Origin of the sequence: Variovorax palleresanus, from assembly GCF_051144945.1 — a bacterium.
GTDB classification, from domain to species: Bacteria; Pseudomonadota; Gammaproteobacteria; order Burkholderiales; family Burkholderiaceae_C; genus Variovorax; species Variovorax paradoxus_S.
In genome coordinates this window covers 1561023-1578844 of record NZ_JBJNVP010000002.1, presented here as the reverse complement: position 1 = coordinate 1578844, position 17822 = coordinate 1561023, and the positions used below count along the sequence as shown (strand labels likewise).

Sequence of the window (17822 nt, the reverse complement as noted above, 5' to 3'; positions counted from 1 at the left end):
CGACCATGACGACCATCGCCCGGCCCTGGAAGATTCCGGAGTCGGTGCTGGTCGTCATTCATACGCCTGCGCTCGATGTGCTGCTGATCCAGCGCGCCGACGCCCATGAGTTCTGGCAGTCGGTCACCGGCAGCAAGGACGTGCTCGACGAGCCGCTCGCGCTCACCGCGGCGCGCGAGGTGGCCGAAGAAACCGGTATCCAGTGCGGGGAGGGCAGCCCGCTGGCGGCGCAACTGGTCGACTGGCAGCTGCGCAACGTCTACGAAATCTACCCGGGCTGGCGTGCGCGCTACGAACCCGGCATCACGCACAACACCGAGCATCTCTTCGGGCTCTGCGTGCCCGAGCGCGTGGTGCCCACGCTCCACCCCCGCGAGCACACGGCCTGGAAATGGCTGCCTTATCGCGAGGCCGCCGATGCGTGCTTTTCCCCATCGAATGCCGAAGCCATTCTGTTGCTGCCAGAATTTGCACGATGAACCTGCCGGCACATGCACTTCGGGTCGCGACCTACAACATCCACAAGGGTGTGCAGGGCATCGGACCTGCCCGGCGCCTCGAGATCCATAACCTGGGGCACGCCATCGAGCAGCTCGACGCCGACATCGTCTGCCTGCAAGAGGTGCGCAAGATGAACCGGCAGGCGCAGGCGCGTTTTGCGCGCTGGCCCGAGATGCCGCAAGCCGATTTTCTGGCGCCCGAGGGCTACACCGCCGTCTACGAAACCAATGCCGTCACGCGCCACGGGGAGCACGGCAATGCGTTGCTCACGCGCTGGCCAGTGATCCGTACCGGCCACCAGGACATTTCGGACCATCGCTTCGAGCAGCGCGGGCTGCTGCACGTCGTCATCGAGGTGGAGGCCCGTCCGGTGCATGCCATCGTGGTGCACCTGGGGCTCATCAAGGGCAGCCGTGTGCGGCAGGTGGCCCGGCTGCGCGAGTTCATCGAACGCGAAGTGCCGGCTGGCGAGGCGGTGGTGGTCGCGGGCGACTTCAACGACTGGGGCGCGCGCATGCGCCACGCCATGAACGCCATGGGCCTGCGCGACACCAGCGACCTGCGCGGTCCGCCGACGCTTACCTATCCTTCGCGCCTGCCCGTGGCGCAGCTTGATTTCATCTACGCGCGGCAACTCGAGCCGGCCGCCTGCTCGGTGCCGCGGGGGCCAATTTGGGCGCGCATGTCCGACCACCTGCCGCTGGTGGCCGATTTCACGCTGCCTTGAGGCCCGAGCCGGCGCGCTTCGCACCCTGCGCGCTGCTTCTCCCGCCCCGGCAGCCAAAATGCGTTCGCTGATACCATGCGCGGATGCTGAGGAAAACCGACGTGGAACCGCGCCCTGGTGGCAACAATGACGACGAGGGCACACCCGTCTCGGTGAAGATCCGCGAGCGCCTGACGGCCGCGCGCAAGCGCTTCAACGCCAACGACAACATCGCCGAGTTCATCGCGCCGGGCGAGCTCGAGTCTTTGCTCGACGAGGTCGAGGTCAAGATGAAGGGCGTGCTCGAAAGCCTGGTGATCGATCTCGAGAACGACCACAACACCGGCAACACCGCGCGCCGGGTGGCCAAGATGTACCTCAACGAAGTGTTCAAGGGCCGCTACGTGGCGCCGCCTTCGCTCACGGAGTTTCCGAATGCCGAGCACCTGAACGAGTTGATGATCGTCGGCCCGATCACCGTGCGCAGCGCCTGCTCGCACCACTTCTGCCCGATCATCGGCAAGCTGTGGATCGGCATCATGCCGAACGAGCACACCAACGTGATCGGCCTGTCCAAGTACGCCCGCCTTGCCGAATGGGTCATGGGCCGTCCGCAGATCCAGGAAGAAGCCGTGGTGCAGCTGGCCGACCTGATCCAGGAAAAGACCCAGCCCGACGGCTTGGCGCTGGTGATGGAAGCCGAGCATTTCTGCATGGCCTGGCGCGGCGTGAAGGAAATGGACAGCAAGATGATCAACTCCGTGATGCGCGGCGTGTTCCTGAAAGACCCGAGCCTGCGCCGCGAATTCCTTTCCCTCCTGCCGAGAAGGAGCTAAATGAACCCCCACGCTCATCACTTCGTGTATTCGCTGCCCCCCGAGGGGGCGCAGGCCTCCCTTGGGGTGGCCCGGCGGGAGGCCTGATCATGCTCGTGAGACTTCTCTACGCCAGCCGCGCCGTCGACACCAGCCCCGAGGCCATCGAGGCCATCCTCGCGCAATCGCGCTCGCACAACACGGCCTGCGGCATCACCGGCATTCTTTGCTACGGCGCCGGCACCTTCCTGCAGGCCATCGAAGGCGGGCGCACCGCCATCAGCGAGCTGTACGGCCACATCCAGCGCGATGCGCGCCACAAGGACGTGGTCCTGCTGCACTACGAAGAAATTTCCGAGCGCCGCTTCGGCGGCTGGACCATGGGGCAGGTCAACCTCTCCAAGCTCAATGCCTCGACGCTGCTCAAGTATTCGGAAAAGCCCGAGCTCAATCCGTACGCGGTGTCGGGCAAGGTGTCGCTGGCGCTGCTCGAAGAACTGATGGCCACCGCCGCCATCGTCGGCCGCCACTAGGTCACGTGGCCCCCACGCACGGCGCTTCGCGTCCTCGCTGCCCCCGAGGGTGTCGCTTGCTCGCGCGAAGCGCGTAGTTCGGGGGTGTCGCTCTCCGCATTCATCGCCGCCGGCATGGTGGCGCTTGCGCTGGGGTGAGAGCTGGCGCGATGCTGCTCACCGGTTGCGATTTCTCATGCGCACCCACGCCGCGCAAACCGATCGTCGTGGCCATGGGCGGCATGGGCAGCACGGGCGATGCGGGCACCCTGGCGCTGACAGGCCTGCAGCGCTTCACGACTCTCGATGCCTGGGCCCGGTGGCTTTGCACCGAGCCGGAATGGATCGGCGGCTTCGATTTTCCGTTCGGCCTTCCGCGTGAGCTGGTCGAGCATCTGCGCTGGCCGCAGGAGTGGGATGCGCTCATCGCCCACTACGTCAGCCTGAGTCGCGCCGACATCCGAGCCACCTTTGCCGCCTTCTGCGCGGGCCGGCCGGTCGGCGGCAAGTTCGCGCACCGGGCGACCGATGCGCCCGCCGGTTCGAGCACGTCGATGAAATGGGTCAACCCGCCGGTCGCCTTCATGCTCCATGCAGGTGTGCCGCCGCTGCTGGCCGCGGGCGCGAGCCTGCCTGGCCTGCACGCCGGCAGCCACGGCGGCCGCGTGGCGCTGGAGGCCTATCCGGGGCTGCTCGCCCGCGAGCTGATCGGGCGCCGCAGCTACAAGAGCGACGAGCTGGCCAGGCAGACGCCCGAGCGGCTGGCGGCGCGAGGCGACCTGCTCGCCGCGCTCGAGGCAGGCGCCTCGCGGCTCGGCCTGCGGCTGGAGCTCAACCGCGTGCAGCGCAGCGAGTTGCTGGACGACGCCCGCGGCGACCACATCGATGCGGTGCTTTGCCTGGTACAGGCGGCCTGGAGCGCACAGCGCGCTTCCACACCCGGGCCGGGCTATGGCCTGCCGGAGCGGTTCGATCCGCTCGAAGGCTGGATCGTCACGGCTTGACCTTTCCTGTCCTACAGGATTTCGGGCCGCCGGCCACCCCCTGGCCGGCCTGCATGAAAGCTAGAGTGGGGACGGCCACTGCCGTGGCCGTGCCTTTTTTCCCCGCTCCCTGCGAGCGACTGGAGGATTTCAAATGAACAAGACTCGACAAACCACCGCCACGCCCCACTCGCGCACATGGCTCTACGTACTGCTGGTCGGCGCCGCGCTGACGCTCGCCGCATGCGACAAGTCGGACAACCGCACGGCCGGCGAGAAGCTCGACAGTGCCATCTCGAAGACCGAGAAGGCTGCCGACACCGCTGCTGCCAAGACCCGAGAGGCCGTCAAGGATGCCAAGGCCAAGATCGACGCCTCCAACACCACCGCCGAGGTGAAGGAAGGGATGGCCAACCTGAAGGACGCCGCCAAGAGCGCTGGCGCCGCCATGTCCGCGTCGGTGGACGATGCCGCGATCACCTCGTCGGTTTCCGCCGGCCTCGCGAAGGATCCGGACTTGAGCGCACTCAAGATCGACGTCGACACCAAGGGAGGCGTCGTGAGCCTCAAGGGCCCCGCCCCCAATGCCGCTGCCAAGGCGCGTGCCGAGGAGATCGCCAAGGGCGTGCAGGGCGTGACCTCGGTGAACAACCAGCTCGAGGTGAAGGGCTGAGCGTTTCCTTCGCTCCCTTGCCAAGCAAAAAGCCCGGTTCGCCCGGGCTTTTCTCAAGGTGACGGGACTGCTTGGACTGCGTCAGTGGCCGAGCCAGTCTTTCAGTTCGTCGGCATGCTCTTCCTCGTCGGAAAGAATGTCTTCCAGCATGCGCCGGGTCGTCGGGTCCTTGTCGCCGATGAGATTGATCATCTGGCGGTAGGTTTCTACCGCAATGCGCTCGGCCACGAGGTTGGCGCGCACCATGGCTTGCAGGTCGGTGGATTCGTCGTAGCTGGCGTGGCTGCGATCGAGCAGGTGCGTGGGCGCAAAGTCGGGCTCCCCGCCCAATTGCACGATGCGCTCCGCGATGCGGTCGGCGTGGCCCGACTCCGCGTTGGCGTGCACCAGGAATTCTTCGGCGATCTTCGGCGACGACACGCCGTTGGCGGTGAAGTAGTGGCGCTTGTAGCGCAGCACGCAGACCAGTTCGGTGGCGAGCGCGTCGTTCAGCAGCTTCACGACGTCGTCCCGCCAGGGGCCGTAGCTCGGCGTGACGGCGCCTTCGTCGAGGCTCTTGGCTGCCTCGCCGATGGCTATCTCGTCGAGCACCAGGCGCTTGTGTCCTGCCGGGTTCGTGGCCGTGGAAACATGGGCATTCATGAAGGGTCCTTTCGTGGGCTTGTGTTTTTCTGCATCAACGTGTTGACGACGTCAGCCACGTCGGATGTCTTGAGCACAGCCGCCAGCACCGCCGTGAAGGAGAGCAGGCGCCACGGCTTGAGCAGCACCATCGCCGCGCCGGTGGCCGCAGCGATCGCCATGAGCTTGGCCGGTTCCTTGCGGGCATAGTGCTCGAGCACGGGCCGCGCAAGCTGGCCCATTGCATGGGCCGGATGGCGGCGCCACCAGCGTTCGGTCATGCTGCGCGCCATCGAGATCCATCTTCGGTGGCCGCGGAACGGATGGCCGGGGTCCCCGGCGTCGTCGACGCTGGGCATTCCCGCCGGCTCTTGCGGCGCCGCACCGCGCCTGCCGCGGGGACGGTCGTCCGGCTCGTCGTCGCCGTTCAACTCTCTGACGAGGGCCCGGCGCGAAATGGCAAGCCGCTGTTTCGGCGTGAGAGAAGTGCGCTCAGCGTCGTTCATGGCGGGCTCCTGCTTCGTGCAATGCCGTCAGGTCCGCATGAACCTGCTCGCGCAGGTCGTCGAATCCGTAGGCCGGAAACGGACGCGCGGCCAGCCAGGCACAGATGCCGGCAATCACCAGCGCGACGCCGGGAACGGCCACCAGCACCCAGTGGAAGCTGCCATGCAGCACGCCCATCAGCACCGCAACGCCGATGAGCCCGAGCGCCAGCATGGCACTGGCCGCCGCCAGCACGCCAGCCACGATGCGCGCGACGATGCCGCGCCCGGCCTCGGAGGCCTCCTGCCTCACCAGGGCCGCGTAGTTCGCCGCGTGTTCGGCAATGAGTTCCGGATGCCCGAGCACCGTGGAAAAGATCGGATGAAGCATGGTGCGCGGGATCGGTGGAACGTCGTATCAGCAGCAGCGGATCAGTAGTCGTCCCGACGGTTGCGGCTGGCCAGCACGATGAGCGCGGTGATTGCGGCGCCGGCTGCGGCGGCAATCAGCACCGAGCGCACGGGCTGGTCGGAGATATAGCGGCCGGTGACGTCGGCTGCCTGTTCGAGCCGGCGCTGGGCACGGGCACTCGTGGTCGAGGCCGCATCGAGGCCGCGCTGCACTGCCTGCTGCACGCGCGCTGCCAGTTGCTCGACCGCGGGTTCCGCATCGCGGCGCAGTTCGCGCACCTTCTCGCCGGCCGCATTCACTGCGTTCTGTGCATAGGCGCGGGTCGTGTCGACGGCGTCGCTGGCAGTCTGGCGCGCCTCGTCGGCAATTTGCGAGGGAGTCTTGGTCGTCGTGTTCATGAGAATTTCCTTTCCGGGAGATGAATTGCGGGAGCCTGCTGATCGTAACGACGCTACTTGCGCCTGAGCAAGCCGGCCAGAAAACTAGCGATGGCAAGCACGGCGAAGATCACGAAAAGGATCTTTGCGATCCCTACCGCGCTGGCTGCAATGCCGCCAAAACCGAACACGGCGGCAATCAGGGCGATGACCAGAAACACCACTGCGTAGTACAACATGTGGACTCCTTCGAGGCTTCGCTCGTAGTTTTTAGGAAGGCCCGTTCAAAAAGAAGAAGAGGATGAACGGCTCGGAAGCAACCTTAAGTGGCCCCCCCGCGGGGGCCTGTCAGCAACCGGGCGCGGGGTGCGTAGGAGATGGCCGAGTTCCTCGGAAACCGCCGGCGCGGCGAGTCGCGCAAGTGAGCCGGCGGCGCAGCCCGCGGTGCTGCGTCAGAGCACCTTGACGGTGGGCAGCATGGCGCTCAGGCGGGTGCCGCGCCCCGGCGTCGACGAGATCGTGAGCCTGCCCCGGGCGGCCTCGACCCGGTGGCGCATGCCCGCGAGGCCGTGGGTCGACGGGTGGACGCGCAGGGGATCGAAGCCCTTGCCGTTGTCGGCGACTTCCACGATCACGTGGTTCTCGTAGTTCTTCAGGACGATCGTGGCCTCGCTGGCTTCCGCGTACTTGCCGATGTTGGTGAGGCTCTCCTGCACCATGCGGTAGATCGTGAGCTGGCGCGATTCGTCCATGGTCACGGGTTCGAGCGCCATCTGCACCTGGATGCCGGAGCGCTCCGCGAATTCGCGCCCGAGGATCTCGAGCGACGCGACCAGTCCGAGGTTCGAAAGCGACGAAGGCCGCAGGTCTTCGATGATGCGGCGCTTGAGCGCGATGCCGCTGTTGAGCAGCTCGGTCAGATGCTGCAGCCGCTGGGTGGCGTCGGGCGCTTCGAGCAACCTCGACTTGAGACGGGCAACGTCCAGCTTGGCGGCGGTGAGCAGCGAGCCGAGCTCGTCGTGCAGCTCGCGCGCGAGATAGCCGCGCTCCGTTTCGCGCACGTCCTGCAGGTGGGTGGCCAACTCGGCCAGCGACGCGGTGCGTTCGCGCACCTCGTCTTCGAGCGCGTTGCGTTCCCGCTGCAGCGTTTCCTGCTGGCGTTCCCCGATGGAGCGCAGCGCGTGCGTCTGCCGCAGGTACAGGAAAAACGCAAAAAAGGCCGCGAGCGCCACGATGGCGGTGCCGATGCGCGCCAGCTGCAGCGATTTCTTCACCTGCGCCTGGCTTTCGTTCAGGGTCCTGTTGCTGTTTGCGACCAGGTCGAGGGCGCTCTTGCGGATGGCGTCCATTTCCTCGCGCCCGACGTCGGTCGTGATGACGAACTTCCAGGCGTCGTCTTTGCCGTCCTGCCGCAGCCGCACGCTCATGTCCATTTCGGCGATCTTTCGCAGCACGTGCTTGGAAAGCTCCGCCAACTGCGTACGCTCGGCCGGCCGTTCGGCGTAAAGTTGGCGTAGCGTGGCCAGATGCCCGTCGACCTGTTTGACCGCCGCGTCGTAGGGCTGGCGGTAGCTGGTTTCGCCGGTCAGGAGATAGCCTCGCTGGCCGGTCTCGGCATCGAGCATGTTCTGCAGGATAAGGTTGAGCGTGGCGCGCACCTTTTGCGCCTCGCCGATGTCCGCCAGGGCACGGCTCGACTGGCGGTAACCGGCCTCGTTGATGCCAACGAGTGCCAGCGCAGCCAGCGCCGCGAGCAGGAGGCTCACGGCCATTTTTGGAGGGGCTAACCAGTGCATGAAACTTTCGAAGGTGCTTTCAACACAAGTTCGTGAATAATCGATAACTAGCAGGGGACCGGCATGTTGCAGCTTCCACAGATGCGACACAACGAAGAAAGTAACAGATGATCAAAATTGGAATTGTGGACGACCACGCCATCGTGAGATCTGGCCTGAGGCAGTTCTTCTCCGAGCACGTCGACTTGCGCGTGGCCGGCGAAGCCGCCAGCGGCCGCGAAGCGATCGAACTCGTGCGCACCACCGAACTCGACGTGCTGGTGATGGACCTTTCCATGCCCGGGCAGAGCGGCATCGACGCCCTTGCCATGATCCGCGCCAAGGCGCCGGACGTGGGCATCCTGATCCTGAGCGGCTACCCCGAAGAGCACTACGCGATGAATCTCATCCGGCAGGGCGCGAGTGGGTACCTCAACAAGGAGTGCGACCCGATCGAGATCGTCAATGCGATTCGCACCATCTCGCTCGGCCGCCGCTACATCACGCCGGCGGTGGCGGAGTTGCTCGCACGCCAGCTCGACCGCAAGGACGATGCTGCGCCGCACGAACAACTTTCGGAGCGGGAGTTCCAAGTGTTCCTGAAGCTTGCCAAGGGCGAGACCGCGGGCGACATTGCCAAGACGCTCTCGCTGTCGGTCAAGACCGTCAGCACCTACCGGACGCGCCTGATGGAGAAGATGAACCTGTCTTCCAACAGCGACCTCACGTACTACGCGCTGAAGAACAAGCTGATCGATTGAGGGCGAAAGCCCCGCGTCGAAGAAGAAGCGGCCCATTGCGGCCGCTTTTTTATTTTCCTCGGTCAGTGTCCGCGGCGGGGCGGTGAGCCGCTGCCTCGAGGATGCAGAAGTCGACCAGCGCGTCGATCTCGTTCGACTTGTCGAATACCGCATCGACACCGAATTCGGCGCAGCGCCGCCGGATGTCGGGCGTTGCATAGTTGCTGAGCACCACCACCTTCTGGTTGGCCCGTCGCGTGGTGCAGGCCTGGAGCACGCCCAGTCCGCTGCCCTGCTTGAGAAAAAGATCGACCACCGCCAAATCCCACTCTTCGCTATGGTCGTGCAGCCACTGCCTCGCATGTGCTTCGGTTTCGGCAAAGCCGACAACCGTCGTGCAGGTAAGTTCTTCCAGAGTGCCAATGAGGTTTTCACGGATCGTGGGGTTGTCTTCGACGATATAGGTCTGCAATCTGGTATCCATGCCGAACCGCGCTTCCTCTGACGTTGGCAGGTGTCTCCGAACTCCTGCCGGCGAGTGTGTCTGCGCATTGAGATTGATGCCCCGCCGGCAAGCATCATGCAGGGTTCGGGGGGAGCGTGTTGTAGGCGGGTTCTGACGAAGCCGCTTTATCTCGTCATTCCGTAGGCAATGCCTCACGGTTTTTGCGGTCCACTGCCGACCCGTGAAACGCCAAGGCAGGTTTATTCAGACGGCATGGCAACGAATGTCGTCCTTCGCAACCAGCTTCGCAACGGACCGCTCTGGCTCAAGGTGCTGGGGGCTTTCCTGCTGCTGCTCGCCCTGCTGGCGGTGGTGCTGGCGTTCTTTCCGTGGGACACGCTGCGCGAACCCCTGAACCGCTATGTCAGCGAAAAGACCGGGCGCAAGTTCGAGATCACGCGCCGGCTCGACGTCGGGCTCGGGCTGCGCGGAGCCACCATCAAGGCCGACGGCATCGAGTTCGCCAATCCCCCTTGGGCGCGCGACCCCTACCTGGTCAAGGCCGAGCGCGGCGAATTCGACATCCGGCTCTGGCCCCTCATCAGGCAGAAGGTCGTGATTCCCCGGCTGGCGCTCGTCTCGCCCACCCTCGGTCTTCAGATGGAAGCCGACGGGCGGCGTACCTGGGCGCTCGGCAAGGACACCTCCGATCCCGGCACCGTTCCCGTCATCGGCCTGATGCAGGTCGACAGCGGTGCGGTCGATTTCCTGGCCAAGCACCTGGGAGTCGACCTGCACGCCGACGTGAATTACGACACCAGCCTTGGCACGCTTCCGCTCAGCTACCGCATCAAGGGCCGCTACAAGGGCCAGCCGCTGACCGCCGAAGGGCGCACGGGCAACGTGCTGCAGCTCAAGGCGGCCGGCGGGCAGCCGTTTCCGCTGGAGGTCGATGCCGCTGCCGGCCAGACGCGGCTCAAGGCCTCGGGCACGGTGACCGACTTTGCCGACCTCGACGGCATTGACGCGAAGTTCGACCTCAAGGGCCAGACCCTTGGCGCCTTGTTCCCCCTGCTGGGCATTGCGCTGCCTGAAACGTCTCCCTATGCGCTGAGCGGCGATCTGCGCAAGCGCGGCAAGCAATGGGAGGTGGCTGGACTCAAGGGCAGGCTCGGCCTGTCCGACATTGCCGGCGACATGCGCTTCGACCAATCGGGCAAGGTGCCGCACCTCGCGGGCGAACTGCGCTCCCGGGTGATGGACATGGATGACCTGGGCCCGCTGATCGGCCTGCCGCCCACCGAACGGTCGGCCAAGGCGGTCGAAGGCGTGGCACCGCCCCCCACCATCAAGCAGGTCAAGCGCGGCCGGGACGCCAAGGTGCTGCCGAGCGCCACCCTCGACTTCGACCGGCTGCGCGCGATGAACGCCGACGTCAAGTACGTGGCCGACCGGATCAAGAACGTGCGCGACATGCCGCTGGACCGCGGCAGCGTGCAGATCAAGCTGAACAACAGCGTGCTTGTGCTGGAGCCGCTCGACTTGGGCGTGGGCGGCGGCAAGCTGGCTGGCGCCATCCGCATCGACGCCACCCAGAACCCGGCGGACATCCGCGCCTCGCTCGACCTGCGCAATGTGCAGCTCAACCGCCTGATCCCCAAGATCGAGACCATGCGAAGCAGCTTCAGCAGGCTGGATGGCCGGATCAATCTGTCGGGCCGGGGAACCTCGGTGGCAAGCTGGCTCGGCGGCGCCTCGGGCGACGTCGCGGCACTGACCGGCCGAGGGCGGTTCAGCAACCTGTTGCTCGAGTTCATGGGGCTGGACGGCGCCGAGATCATCAAGTTTCTGCTGCGCGGCGACCAGAACGTCGAACTGCGCTGCGCCGCCATGGCCTTCGACGTCAACAAGGGCGTCATGACCAGCCGCAGCATGGTGCTGGACACCGAAGACACCGTTTTCTATGGCAGCGGCCAGGCCAACCTGGCGACCGAAAAGCTCGACTTCGTGGTGCGCCCAGAGCCCAAGGACAAGAGCTTCCTGTCGCTGCGCTCGCCGCTGGTCATCGGCGGCACCTTCGGGGCGCCGACCGGCGGGGTGCAGGCGGCGTCTCTGGCGGAGCGCGGCATCGCCGCCCTGGTGCTGGGCGCGCTCAATCCGCTGCTGGCCCTGGCCGCCACCGTCGAGACCGGGCCGGGCGAGGATGCCGATTGCAAGGGTGTGCTGGCGCAAGCCAACAAACCTTCAACCGGTGCGGCTGCCGCCGGTGCAGCCAAGGCGAAGGGCGCGAAGCAGCAGCGCTGAGGCCTTCTGCGCCTGCTGCGCCGCCTTTTGGCGCCGCGCTACCCGTCAGGTTCCTGTTGCTGGGCGTTGCGCGCACACGCTGCAATGCGGATCGCGCGCAATCTTCAGCATGTCGAACGCCGTGCGGCGCCCGTCGAACATCAGGAGCTTGCCCGCCAGCGACGGACCGATCCCCGCCAGCAGCTTGAGCGCTTCGCTGGCCTGCAGCGTGCCGATGGTGCCGACCACCGGGCCGAACACGCCAAGCACCGCGCAAAGCGTCTCCTCGAAGGCCGCGTCGGGCGGAAAGATGCACGCATAACAGGGGGAGGCGGGGTCGCGCGTGTCGTACACGCTCAGCTGGCCGTCGAAGCGGATGGCCGCACCGGCCACCAGCGGCTTGCCGTGCGCCACGCAGGCGCGGTTGACGGCGTGCCGGGTGGCAAAGTTGTCGCAGCAGTCGACCACCACGTCAGCCGCCGCGACCAGCCGCAAGAGCAGCGCCTCGTCCGCGCGCAGGGCGTGCGTCTCGATGGCGATGTCGGGATTGATGCCGCGCATGGCCTCTGCGGCCGATTCGACCTTGAGGCGGCCCACGCGTGCGTTTGTGTGGGCGACCTGGCGCTGCAGGTTGGTGAGGTCGACTTCGTCGTCGTCCACCAGCACGATGTGCCCGACGCCGGCGGCCGCGAGGTACAGCGCCACGGGCGAACCCAGCCCGCCCGCGCCGATGACCAGCGCGCGCCCGGCACTGACGCGCTCCTGGCCGTCGATGCCGAACTCCTCGAGCAGGATGTGCCGCGAATAGCGCAGCAGGTCGTGATCGTCCATGCGCGCCTCGGCCCGCCCTGCCTTGGCAGGTGCGTGCTTCAGTTTTCCTTCTTCTCTTCCTTGTTGTCGACGATGACCTGCGTCTTGCTCACGAGCACCGGCTGGCCCTTGAGGCGGTTGAGCGCCTGCACCAGCGGAAAGTCCTTGTCGGTGCCGAACTCGGGCACCTTGCGGTCCTGCGGCGGCTTCTTGGCTTCTTCCTCGAGGCGCTTGCGGGCTTCGTCGCGGGCCTTTTCGCGTTCCGGGTCCTTGGTCTCGGGGCCCTGGCCGCTGGCCAAGTGCTTCTCGAGGTCGGCCTCGCGCATGCGAAGGGCTGCGAAGGGGCTGCCCTCGGCGCTTTCGTCGACCAGCACGTTGGGCACGATGCCCTTGGCCTGGATCGAGGTGCCGCTCGGCGTGTAGTAGCGCGCCGTGGTGATCTTGAGGCCGGTATCCGGTCCGAGCGGGCGCACCGTCTGCACCGAGCCCTTGCCGAAGGTCTGGCTGCCCATGACGGTGGCGCGCTTGTGGTCCTGCAGCGCACCGGCGACGATTTCGCTCGCGGACGCCGAGCCTTCGTTCACCAGCACCACCAGCGGCACGGTCTTGAGGGCGGCGGGCAGGTTGCGCAGCGGGTCGCTGCCGGAGCGGCGCTGGTAGAACTCGGGCGCCGCCTTGTAGACCGACTTGCTCTCGGCCAACTGGCCGTCGGTGGACACCACCGTGACGTTTTCGGGCAGGAAGGCCGCCGAGATCGCCACCGCCGCGTCGAGCAGGCCGCCCGGGTCGTTGCGCAGGTCGAGCACCATGCCCTTGAGGTTGGGCTCTTCCTTGTAGATGTCTTCGACCTTCTTCACGAAGTCATCGACCGTGCGCTCCTGGAACTGCGACAGGCGGATCCAGCCGTAGCCCGGCTCCATGACCTTGCCGCGCACCGATTGGGTCCGGATTTCTTCCCGCGTGATCGTGACCGGGAAGGTGCGGCTCTCGTCCTTGCGGAAGATGGTCAGCAGCACCTTGGTGTTGGCCTCGCCGCGCATGCGCTTGACGGCTTCGTTGAGCGACAGGCCGCGCACGGCGGTGTCGTCGATCTTGGTGATCAGGTCGTTCGGCTTCAGGCCGGCGCGGAAGGCCGGTGAGCCCTCGATAGGCGACACCACCTTGATGAGGCCGTCTTCCTGCGAGATCTCGATGCCCACGCCGACGAATCGGCCGGTCGTGCCTTCCCTGAATTCCTTGAAGGACTTCTTGTCGAAGTACTGGGAATGCGGGTCGAGCCCCGCCACCATGCCGGAAATGGCGTCGGAAATGAGCTTTTTCTCATCGACCGGCTCGACATAGTCGCTCTTGACCATGCCGAAAACGGCAGCGAGCTGCTGCAATTCCTCGAGCGGGAGCGGCGCAAGCGAGCCGCGCGCGACCGTCTGCAACGAGACGGTGGTAAGGACGCCGGCAACGGCGCCAGCGGCGACCCAGCCGGTAATCTTCAATTTCTGGCCCATCATGAGTGATTGTCCTTGTCGGCTGTCGAGCCAATATACACAGCTTGGAAGCAAATTGCCTGCCGGGGTTCCACGGGGGACCGCCGACAAGGGTTTTCTTTTCTTCAGCCTTTGCCCTGTGACGCCACCGCCGCGGCGGCCTTTTCGGCGGCCGCGGCATCGCCCAGGTAGTAGTGCCGCAGCGGCTTGAGCTCGTCGTCGAGCTCGTAGACCAGCGGAATGCCGTTCGGAATGTTCAGTCCGACGATGGCGTCGTCCGAAATGCCGTCCAGGTACTTGACCAGCGCCCGGATCGAATTGCCGTGCGCCGCCACCACCAGGCGGCGCCCGGCGCGGATGGCCGGCGCCATCGATTCGTTCCAGAACGGCAGCACACGCGCCACCGTGTCCTTCAGGCACTCGGTCAGCGGAATCTGCTCGGGCGACAGCTTGGCGTAGCGGATGTCGCTGCGTTCGCTGCGCGGGTCGTCGGCTTCCAGCGGCGGAGGAGGGGTGTTGTAGCTGCGGCGCCAGACCAGCACCTGCTCGTCGCCGTATCTCTTGGCCGTTTCGGCCTTGTTCAGCCCCTGCAGGCCGCCGTAGTGGCGCTCGTTCAGGCGCCAGGAATGGACCACCGGCAGCCAGGTGCGGTCGAGCTCGTCCAGCGTATGCCAGAGCGTGCGGGTGGCGCGCTTGAGCACGCTGGTGTAGGCCACGTCGAAGTCGTAGCCCTCGGCCCTGAGCAGCCGGCCGGCCTGCTTGGCCTGCTCGATGCCGGTTTCGGTCAGGTCGACATCCGTCCATCCGGTGAAGCGGTTTTCGAGATTCCAGGTCGATTCGCCATGGCGGATCAGTACCAGTTTGTGCATGTGGGAAGCCTTTGGCAGCGCTTGGGAAAACCAGCATTCTAAAATCCCGGGTTTGCCATCCAAGGAACCCCCGTGAAATTGATCGAATTCGTCACCGCCAACTGGATGCTGATCCTGATCGCGCTCAGCTCGGGTGGCATGCTGGCCTGGCCGCTGGTTCGCGGCGCCAGCGGCGGCACGCTCACGGCCCAGGGAGCGGTGCATCTCATCAACCGCGAACGCGCGGTGCTGGTCGACGTGCGCGAACCCGAAGAGTTCGCCACCGGCCACATGATCGGCGCCAAGAACGTGCCCCTGAACCAGCTCGAGGAAAAGCTGACCGGCGCGGTCAAGAACAAGAATGTGCCGCTGCTTCTGGTGTGCGCCACCGGGGCCCGCGCCCATCGCGCCGTGGCCATGGCCAAGAAACTCGGCTACGAGCAGGCCCAGGCGGTCGCTGGCGGCCTCAAGGCCTGGAAAGAGGCCAACCTGCCGGTTGAAAAAGCCTAAGTCTTCCCCAGCTAGAGCGTATGCAAGCCGTCAAGATGTACACCACCGCCGTCTGCCCCTACTGCATTCGTGCCAAGCAGATCCTCAAGTCCAAGGGTGTCGAGCAGATCGAAGAAATCCGCATCGACAGCGATCCGGTTGCCCGCAACACCATGATGGAGGTCACCCGCCGCCGTACGGTGCCGCAGATCTTCATCGGCGACACCCACGTGGGTGGCTGCGACGACCTGATGGCGCTCGACAGCCGCGGCGGCCTGGTTCCGCTCCTGCAGGGCGCCTGATACACAAAGCAGCCGGACGTCGCGGAAGCGGTCCGGGCGTCGGGCGATAATCTTCAGTCCATTCATCTGCAGCCCGCTGCGGGAACCTCTCCCCGGCGGGCATTGTTTTGATCCTCGAAAGTTCAGCCATGGCCGACCAGCAAGCCCAAGATCCCGTTTTCCAGATCCAGCGCGTCTACCTCAAGGACCTGTCGCTCGAACAGCCGAATTCGCCCGCCATCCTGCTCGAGCAGGAGCAGCCCACCGTCGACATCCAGCTTGGCGTGGACGCCCAGCCGGTGGCTGAAGGCATCTTCGAAATCACCGTGTCGGCCACCGTGCAGACCAAGATCCAGGACAAGACCGTGTTCCTGGTCGAAGCCAAGCAAGCCGGCATCTTCGAGATCCGCAACCTGCCCGAAGACCAGATGGGTCCGATCCTCGGCATCGCCTGCCCGCAGATCGTCTATCCGTACCTGCGCGGCAACGTGGCCGACGTGATCCAGCGCGGCGGCTTCCCGCCCGTGCACCTGGCGGAAATCAACTTCCAGGCGATGTACGAGCAGCAGCAGGCTCAGGCCGCCGGCCAGCCCTCGCCGACCCTCGCGCAGTAAACCTGGCACGACGCCGCAACGCCGATGAAGATCTGCGTTCATGGCGCCGGTGCCTGGGGCACGGCGCTGGCTGTCAACGCGGCGGGCCGCCACGAGGTCACGCTCTGGGCGCGCGATGCGGCCCAGGCCGCCGCGATCTCGGCCGCGCACGAAAACATCCGCTACCTGCCTGGCCTGGCTTTGCCGCCCTCGCTCACGGTGCGGGCCGGCGATCTCCGCCAAGCCCGGGTGGGCGCCGAACTCGTCATAGTCGCCACGCCCATGGCCGCCCTGCGCCAGCAGCTCAAGGATTTGCGCGGCACGACCGTGCCGGTGGCGTGGCTGTGCAAGGGCGTCGAGCCTGCGCTTGACCAATCTCCCGCCTCCTTTGGCTTGCTGGCCCACGAGATATGGGCGCAGGTTGCTCCTGAATTGCTAGCGGGCGTGCTCAGCGGGCCGAGCTTTGCACAAGAAGTCGCTGAAGGCCGGCCCACCGCGCTGGTGGCCGCGAGCCCGCATGCGGCGGTGCGCGACGCGCTGGTCGATGCCTTCCATGGGCCGGCCTTGCGCGTCTATGCCAACGACGACATCGTGGGTGTCGAAGTCGGCGGCGCGGTCAAGAACGTGCTGGCCATTGCCACCGGCCTTTGCGACGGACTGGCGCTGGGGCTCAATGCGCGCGCCGCGCTCATCACGCGCGGCCTGGCGGAAATGACGCGCTTCGGGGTGGCGCTCGGTGCGCGCGCCGAGACTTTCATGGGCCTTTCCGGCCTGGGCGACCTGGTGCTGACCTCGACCGGCGACCTGTCGCGCAATCGCAAGGTCGGCCTGCTGCTGGCGCAGGGGCGCACCCTGGCAGAGGCCGTGGCTTCGCTGGGGCACGTGGCCGAAGGCGTCTATTGCGCACGCACCGTGGTGCAGCGCGCGCGGGGCCTGGGCGTCGAAATGCCCATCGCCGAAGGCGTGGTCGCGCTGCTCGACGGCAAGCTGAGCCCGAAGGAGGCCGTTGCCTCGCTGACCGGCCGCGATCCGGTGCCCGAGTCGGTGCTCGCGCCCGCGGACCCGCGCGGTTCACCCCAACAAGACTGAAGAGACAAGAGAGCCATGAGCCTTCGCTTTGATTTTTCGGCGCCGGCCGTGGCCGAGCTGGCCCACGCCGACGCCGCCCGCGCACTGCAGGAAGACGTGGCCGACGGCGACCTGACCGCTTCGCTGGTCGATCCCGGCCGCCGCGCCGTTGCCCGCGTGCTGGCGCGCGAGGCAGCCGTGGTCTGCGGTGCGCCCTGGGTCGAAGCCACCGTGCGGCAGCTCGATCCAGAGGCCCGCATCCGCTGGCTGTACGGCGAGGGCGAGCGCTGCGCGGCCGATCAGGTCGTGCTCGAAATCGAGGGCAGCGCCCGCGCGCTGCTGACGGCTGAGCGCACCGCGCTCAATTTTCTTCAGCTGCTGAGCGCGGTGTCCACCAAGACCGCCCTGTACGCCGATGCGGTTCGCGGCACGCGCGCCCGCATCGTCGACACCCGCAAGACCCTGCCGGGCCTGCGCCTGGCGCAGAAATACGCGGTGCGCACCGGCGGCGGCCTGAACCATCGCATCGGCCTTTACGACGCGGTGCTCATCAAGGAAAACCACATCGCTGCTGCCGGCGGCGTGGCCGCGGCGCTGCGTGCCGTGGCACCCGCGGCAGAGCGCGCAGCCTTCGTCGAGGTCGAGGTCGAAACGCTGGGGCAGCTGCGCGAAGCGCTGGAAGCCGGCGCGCGCATGGTGCTGCTCGACAACATGGACCTGCCGACCCTGCGCGAGGCGGTTCGCATCAACGACGAGGCCGGCGCCGACCGCAAGGCCGTGCTCGAAATATCCGGCGGCGTGACGCTGGAGGGCCTGCGCGCCCTGGCCGAAACCGGTGTCGACCGCATCTCGGTCGGTGCGTTGACCAAGGACGTCAAGGCCATCGATTATTCGATGCGCTTCCAACCCGAGCACTGAACCGCC

23 protein-coding genes are annotated in these 17822 nt (G+C 66.3%); 13 read left to right on the top strand and 10 right to left on the bottom strand.

The genetic code is table 11. The annotated features are described in order from the left end of the window. Positions 1-5: 5 nt before the first annotated feature. From nudB to ACJ7Z0_RS11170, 6 genes are all read left to right on the top strand, one after another. Positions 6-479: a dihydroneopterin triphosphate diphosphatase gene (gene nudB, locus ACJ7Z0_RS11195; RefSeq protein ID WP_434789910.1), complete on the top strand. Its 474-nt coding sequence runs from the start codon at positions 6-8 to the stop codon at positions 477-479. Then, positions 476-1228: an endonuclease/exonuclease/phosphatase family protein gene (locus tag ACJ7Z0_RS11190; RefSeq protein ID WP_434789909.1), complete on the top strand. Its 753-nt coding sequence runs from the start codon at positions 476-478 to the stop codon at positions 1226-1228. The genes nudB and ACJ7Z0_RS11190 overlap by 4 nt, the downstream gene beginning before the upstream one ends. Positions 1229-1311: 83 nt before the next feature. Further along, positions 1312-2043 carry a GTP cyclohydrolase I gene (gene folE, locus ACJ7Z0_RS11185; protein WP_431128254.1) on the top strand — a complete coding sequence of 244 codons (732 nt, stop codon included), beginning with the start codon at positions 1312-1314 and terminating at the stop codon, positions 2041-2043. 89 nt (positions 2044-2132) lie between these two features. Then, positions 2133-2555, top strand: coding sequence for a BLUF domain-containing protein (locus tag ACJ7Z0_RS11180; protein WP_431128257.1), 423 nt, complete (start codon positions 2133-2135; stop codon positions 2553-2555). A gap of 149 nt (positions 2556-2704) precedes the next feature. Continuing rightward, positions 2705-3538, top strand: a complete 834-nt coding sequence (locus ACJ7Z0_RS11175; RefSeq protein ID WP_434789908.1) for a DUF429 domain-containing protein — start codon at positions 2705-2707, stop codon at positions 3536-3538. 133 nt (positions 3539-3671) lie between these two features. Beyond that, complete coding sequence (locus ACJ7Z0_RS11170; protein ID WP_434789907.1) at positions 3672-4190, top strand: BON domain-containing protein; 519 nt, start codon at positions 3672-3674, stop codon at positions 4188-4190. A gap of 81 nt (positions 4191-4271) precedes the next feature. Here ACJ7Z0_RS11170 and ACJ7Z0_RS11165 read toward each other — a convergent pair whose 3' ends face one another. The 6 genes from ACJ7Z0_RS11165 to ACJ7Z0_RS11140 form a co-directional block, all read right to left on the bottom strand. Then, entirely contained in the window at positions 4272-4832 is a 561-nt protein-coding gene (locus ACJ7Z0_RS11165; RefSeq protein WP_434789906.1) for a ferritin-like domain-containing protein, read from the bottom strand. After that, the gene (locus ACJ7Z0_RS11160) at positions 4829-5317 is read right to left on the bottom strand and encodes a hypothetical protein (protein WP_434789905.1); all 489 of its coding nucleotides are present in this window, start codon (positions 5315-5317) and stop codon (positions 4829-4831) included. Before ACJ7Z0_RS11160 ends, ACJ7Z0_RS11165 begins: the two co-directional genes overlap by 4 nt. Further along, entirely contained in the window at positions 5304-5687 is a 384-nt protein-coding gene (locus ACJ7Z0_RS11155; protein ID WP_431128274.1) for a hypothetical protein, read from the bottom strand. The genes ACJ7Z0_RS11160 and ACJ7Z0_RS11155 overlap by 14 nt, the downstream gene beginning before the upstream one ends. A gap of 41 nt (positions 5688-5728) precedes the next feature. Further along, entirely contained in the window at positions 5729-6106 is a 378-nt protein-coding gene (locus ACJ7Z0_RS11150; protein WP_369654905.1) for a hypothetical protein, read from the bottom strand. 53 nt (positions 6107-6159) lie between these two features. Further along, a complete protein-coding gene (locus ACJ7Z0_RS11145; protein ID WP_015866884.1) occupies positions 6160-6324 on the bottom strand; it encodes a DUF1328 domain-containing protein in 165 nt (54 codons plus the stop codon). A gap of 213 nt (positions 6325-6537) precedes the next feature. Beyond that, the gene (locus tag ACJ7Z0_RS11140; RefSeq protein WP_434789904.1) at positions 6538-7857 is read right to left on the bottom strand and encodes a sensor histidine kinase; all 1320 of its coding nucleotides are present in this window, start codon (positions 7855-7857) and stop codon (positions 6538-6540) included. 131 nt (positions 7858-7988) lie between these two features. Between ACJ7Z0_RS11140 and ACJ7Z0_RS11135 the strand changes: the two genes are divergently transcribed. Then, the gene (locus tag ACJ7Z0_RS11135; RefSeq protein WP_007837167.1) at positions 7989-8621 is read left to right on the top strand and encodes a response regulator; all 633 of its coding nucleotides are present in this window, start codon (positions 7989-7991) and stop codon (positions 8619-8621) included. 49 nt (positions 8622-8670) lie between these two features. On the opposite strand, the gene ACJ7Z0_RS11130 is transcribed toward ACJ7Z0_RS11135, so the two are convergent. After that, the gene (locus ACJ7Z0_RS11130) at positions 8671-9084 is read right to left on the bottom strand and encodes a response regulator (protein ID WP_434789903.1); all 414 of its coding nucleotides are present in this window, start codon (positions 9082-9084) and stop codon (positions 8671-8673) included. A 234-nt stretch (positions 9085-9318) separates the two neighbouring features. On the opposite strand from ACJ7Z0_RS11130, the gene ACJ7Z0_RS11125 reads away from it, so the two are divergent. Next, complete coding sequence (locus ACJ7Z0_RS11125; protein ID WP_434789902.1) at positions 9319-11349, top strand: AsmA family protein; 2031 nt, start codon at positions 9319-9321, stop codon at positions 11347-11349. A 45-nt stretch (positions 11350-11394) separates the two neighbouring features. Here ACJ7Z0_RS11125 and ACJ7Z0_RS11120 read toward each other — a convergent pair whose 3' ends face one another. The 3 genes from ACJ7Z0_RS11120 to gpmA all read right to left on the bottom strand — a co-directional run bounded on the left by ACJ7Z0_RS11120 (position 11395) and on the right by gpmA (position 14488). Next, complete coding sequence (locus ACJ7Z0_RS11120) at positions 11395-12159, bottom strand: HesA/MoeB/ThiF family protein (RefSeq protein ID WP_434789901.1); 765 nt, start codon at positions 12157-12159, stop codon at positions 11395-11397. A gap of 38 nt (positions 12160-12197) precedes the next feature. Further along, positions 12198-13640, bottom strand: a complete 1443-nt coding sequence (locus ACJ7Z0_RS11115; RefSeq protein ID WP_055803425.1) for a S41 family peptidase — start codon at positions 13638-13640, stop codon at positions 12198-12200. Between the two features lie 104 nt (positions 13641-13744). Further along, entirely contained in the window at positions 13745-14488 is a 744-nt protein-coding gene (gene gpmA, locus ACJ7Z0_RS11110; RefSeq protein WP_434789900.1) for a 2,3-diphosphoglycerate-dependent phosphoglycerate mutase, read from the bottom strand. 105 nt (positions 14489-14593) lie between these two features. On the opposite strand from gpmA, the gene ACJ7Z0_RS11105 reads away from it, so the two are divergent. The 5 genes from ACJ7Z0_RS11105 (at position 14594) to nadC (ending at position 17816) form a co-directional block, all read left to right on the top strand. Continuing rightward, complete coding sequence (locus ACJ7Z0_RS11105) at positions 14594-14977, top strand: rhodanese-like domain-containing protein (RefSeq protein WP_434792650.1); 384 nt, start codon at positions 14594-14596, stop codon at positions 14975-14977. Positions 14978-14997: 20 nt separating this feature from the next. Next, positions 14998-15258, top strand: a complete 261-nt coding sequence (grxC, locus tag ACJ7Z0_RS11100; RefSeq protein WP_431128293.1) for a glutaredoxin 3 — start codon at positions 14998-15000, stop codon at positions 15256-15258. Positions 15259-15386: 128 nt separating this feature from the next. Further along, a complete protein-coding gene (gene secB, locus ACJ7Z0_RS11095; RefSeq protein WP_093014894.1) occupies positions 15387-15851 on the top strand; it encodes a protein-export chaperone SecB in 465 nt (154 codons plus the stop codon). A 24-nt stretch (positions 15852-15875) separates the two neighbouring features. After that, on the top strand, positions 15876-16919 hold the full coding sequence (locus tag ACJ7Z0_RS11090) for an NAD(P)H-dependent glycerol-3-phosphate dehydrogenase (RefSeq protein WP_434789899.1): 1044 nt from the start codon (positions 15876-15878) through the stop codon (positions 16917-16919). 15 nt (positions 16920-16934) lie between these two features. After that, on the top strand, positions 16935-17816 hold the full coding sequence (nadC, locus tag ACJ7Z0_RS11085; RefSeq protein ID WP_434789898.1) for a carboxylating nicotinate-nucleotide diphosphorylase: 882 nt from the start codon (positions 16935-16937) through the stop codon (positions 17814-17816). Positions 17817-17822 lie beyond the last annotated feature (6 nt).

Coding starts and splice junctions, on each gene's coding strand:
- nudB (WP_434789910.1), top strand. CDS start 6: ATGACGACCATCGCCCGGCCCTGGAAGATTCCGGAGTCGGTGCTGGTC.
- ACJ7Z0_RS11190 (WP_434789909.1), top strand. CDS start 476: ATGAACCTGCCGGCACATGCACTTCGGGTCGCGACCTACAACATCCAC.
- folE (WP_431128254.1), top strand. CDS start 1,312: ATGCTGAGGAAAACCGACGTGGAACCGCGCCCTGGTGGCAACAATGAC.
- ACJ7Z0_RS11180 (WP_431128257.1), top strand. CDS start 2,133: ATGCTCGTGAGACTTCTCTACGCCAGCCGCGCCGTCGACACCAGCCCC.
- ACJ7Z0_RS11175 (WP_434789908.1), top strand. CDS start 2,705: ATGCTGCTCACCGGTTGCGATTTCTCATGCGCACCCACGCCGCGCAAA.
- ACJ7Z0_RS11170 (WP_434789907.1), top strand. CDS start 3,672: ATGAACAAGACTCGACAAACCACCGCCACGCCCCACTCGCGCACATGG.
- ACJ7Z0_RS11165 (WP_434789906.1), bottom strand. CDS start 4,832: ATGAATGCCCATGTTTCCACGGCCACGAACCCGGCAGGACACAAGCGC.
- ACJ7Z0_RS11160 (WP_434789905.1), bottom strand. CDS start 5,317: ATGAACGACGCTGAGCGCACTTCTCTCACGCCGAAACAGCGGCTTGCC.
- ACJ7Z0_RS11155 (WP_431128274.1), bottom strand. CDS start 5,687: ATGCTTCATCCGATCTTTTCCACGGTGCTCGGGCATCCGGAACTCATT.
- ACJ7Z0_RS11150 (WP_369654905.1), bottom strand. CDS start 6,106: ATGAACACGACGACCAAGACTCCCTCGCAAATTGCCGACGAGGCGCGC.
- ACJ7Z0_RS11145 (WP_015866884.1), bottom strand. CDS start 6,324: ATGTTGTACTACGCAGTGGTGTTTCTGGTCATCGCCCTGATTGCCGCC.
- ACJ7Z0_RS11140 (WP_434789904.1), bottom strand. CDS start 7,857: ATGGCCGTGAGCCTCCTGCTCGCGGCGCTGGCTGCGCTGGCACTCGTT.
- ACJ7Z0_RS11135 (WP_007837167.1), top strand. CDS start 7,989: ATGATCAAAATTGGAATTGTGGACGACCACGCCATCGTGAGATCTGGC.
- ACJ7Z0_RS11130 (WP_434789903.1), bottom strand. CDS start 9,084: ATGGATACCAGATTGCAGACCTATATCGTCGAAGACAACCCCACGATC.
- ACJ7Z0_RS11125 (WP_434789902.1), top strand. CDS start 9,319: ATGGCAACGAATGTCGTCCTTCGCAACCAGCTTCGCAACGGACCGCTC.
- ACJ7Z0_RS11120 (WP_434789901.1), bottom strand. CDS start 12,159: ATGGACGATCACGACCTGCTGCGCTATTCGCGGCACATCCTGCTCGAG.
- ACJ7Z0_RS11115 (WP_055803425.1), bottom strand. CDS start 13,640: ATGGGCCAGAAATTGAAGATTACCGGCTGGGTCGCCGCTGGCGCCGTT.
- gpmA (WP_434789900.1), bottom strand. CDS start 14,488: ATGCACAAACTGGTACTGATCCGCCATGGCGAATCGACCTGGAATCTC.
- ACJ7Z0_RS11105 (WP_434792650.1), top strand. CDS start 14,594: ATGCTGATCCTGATCGCGCTCAGCTCGGGTGGCATGCTGGCCTGGCCG.
- grxC (WP_431128293.1), top strand. CDS start 14,998: ATGCAAGCCGTCAAGATGTACACCACCGCCGTCTGCCCCTACTGCATT.
- secB (WP_093014894.1), top strand. CDS start 15,387: ATGGCCGACCAGCAAGCCCAAGATCCCGTTTTCCAGATCCAGCGCGTC.
- ACJ7Z0_RS11090 (WP_434789899.1), top strand. CDS start 15,876: ATGAAGATCTGCGTTCATGGCGCCGGTGCCTGGGGCACGGCGCTGGCT.
- nadC (WP_434789898.1), top strand. CDS start 16,935: ATGAGCCTTCGCTTTGATTTTTCGGCGCCGGCCGTGGCCGAGCTGGCC.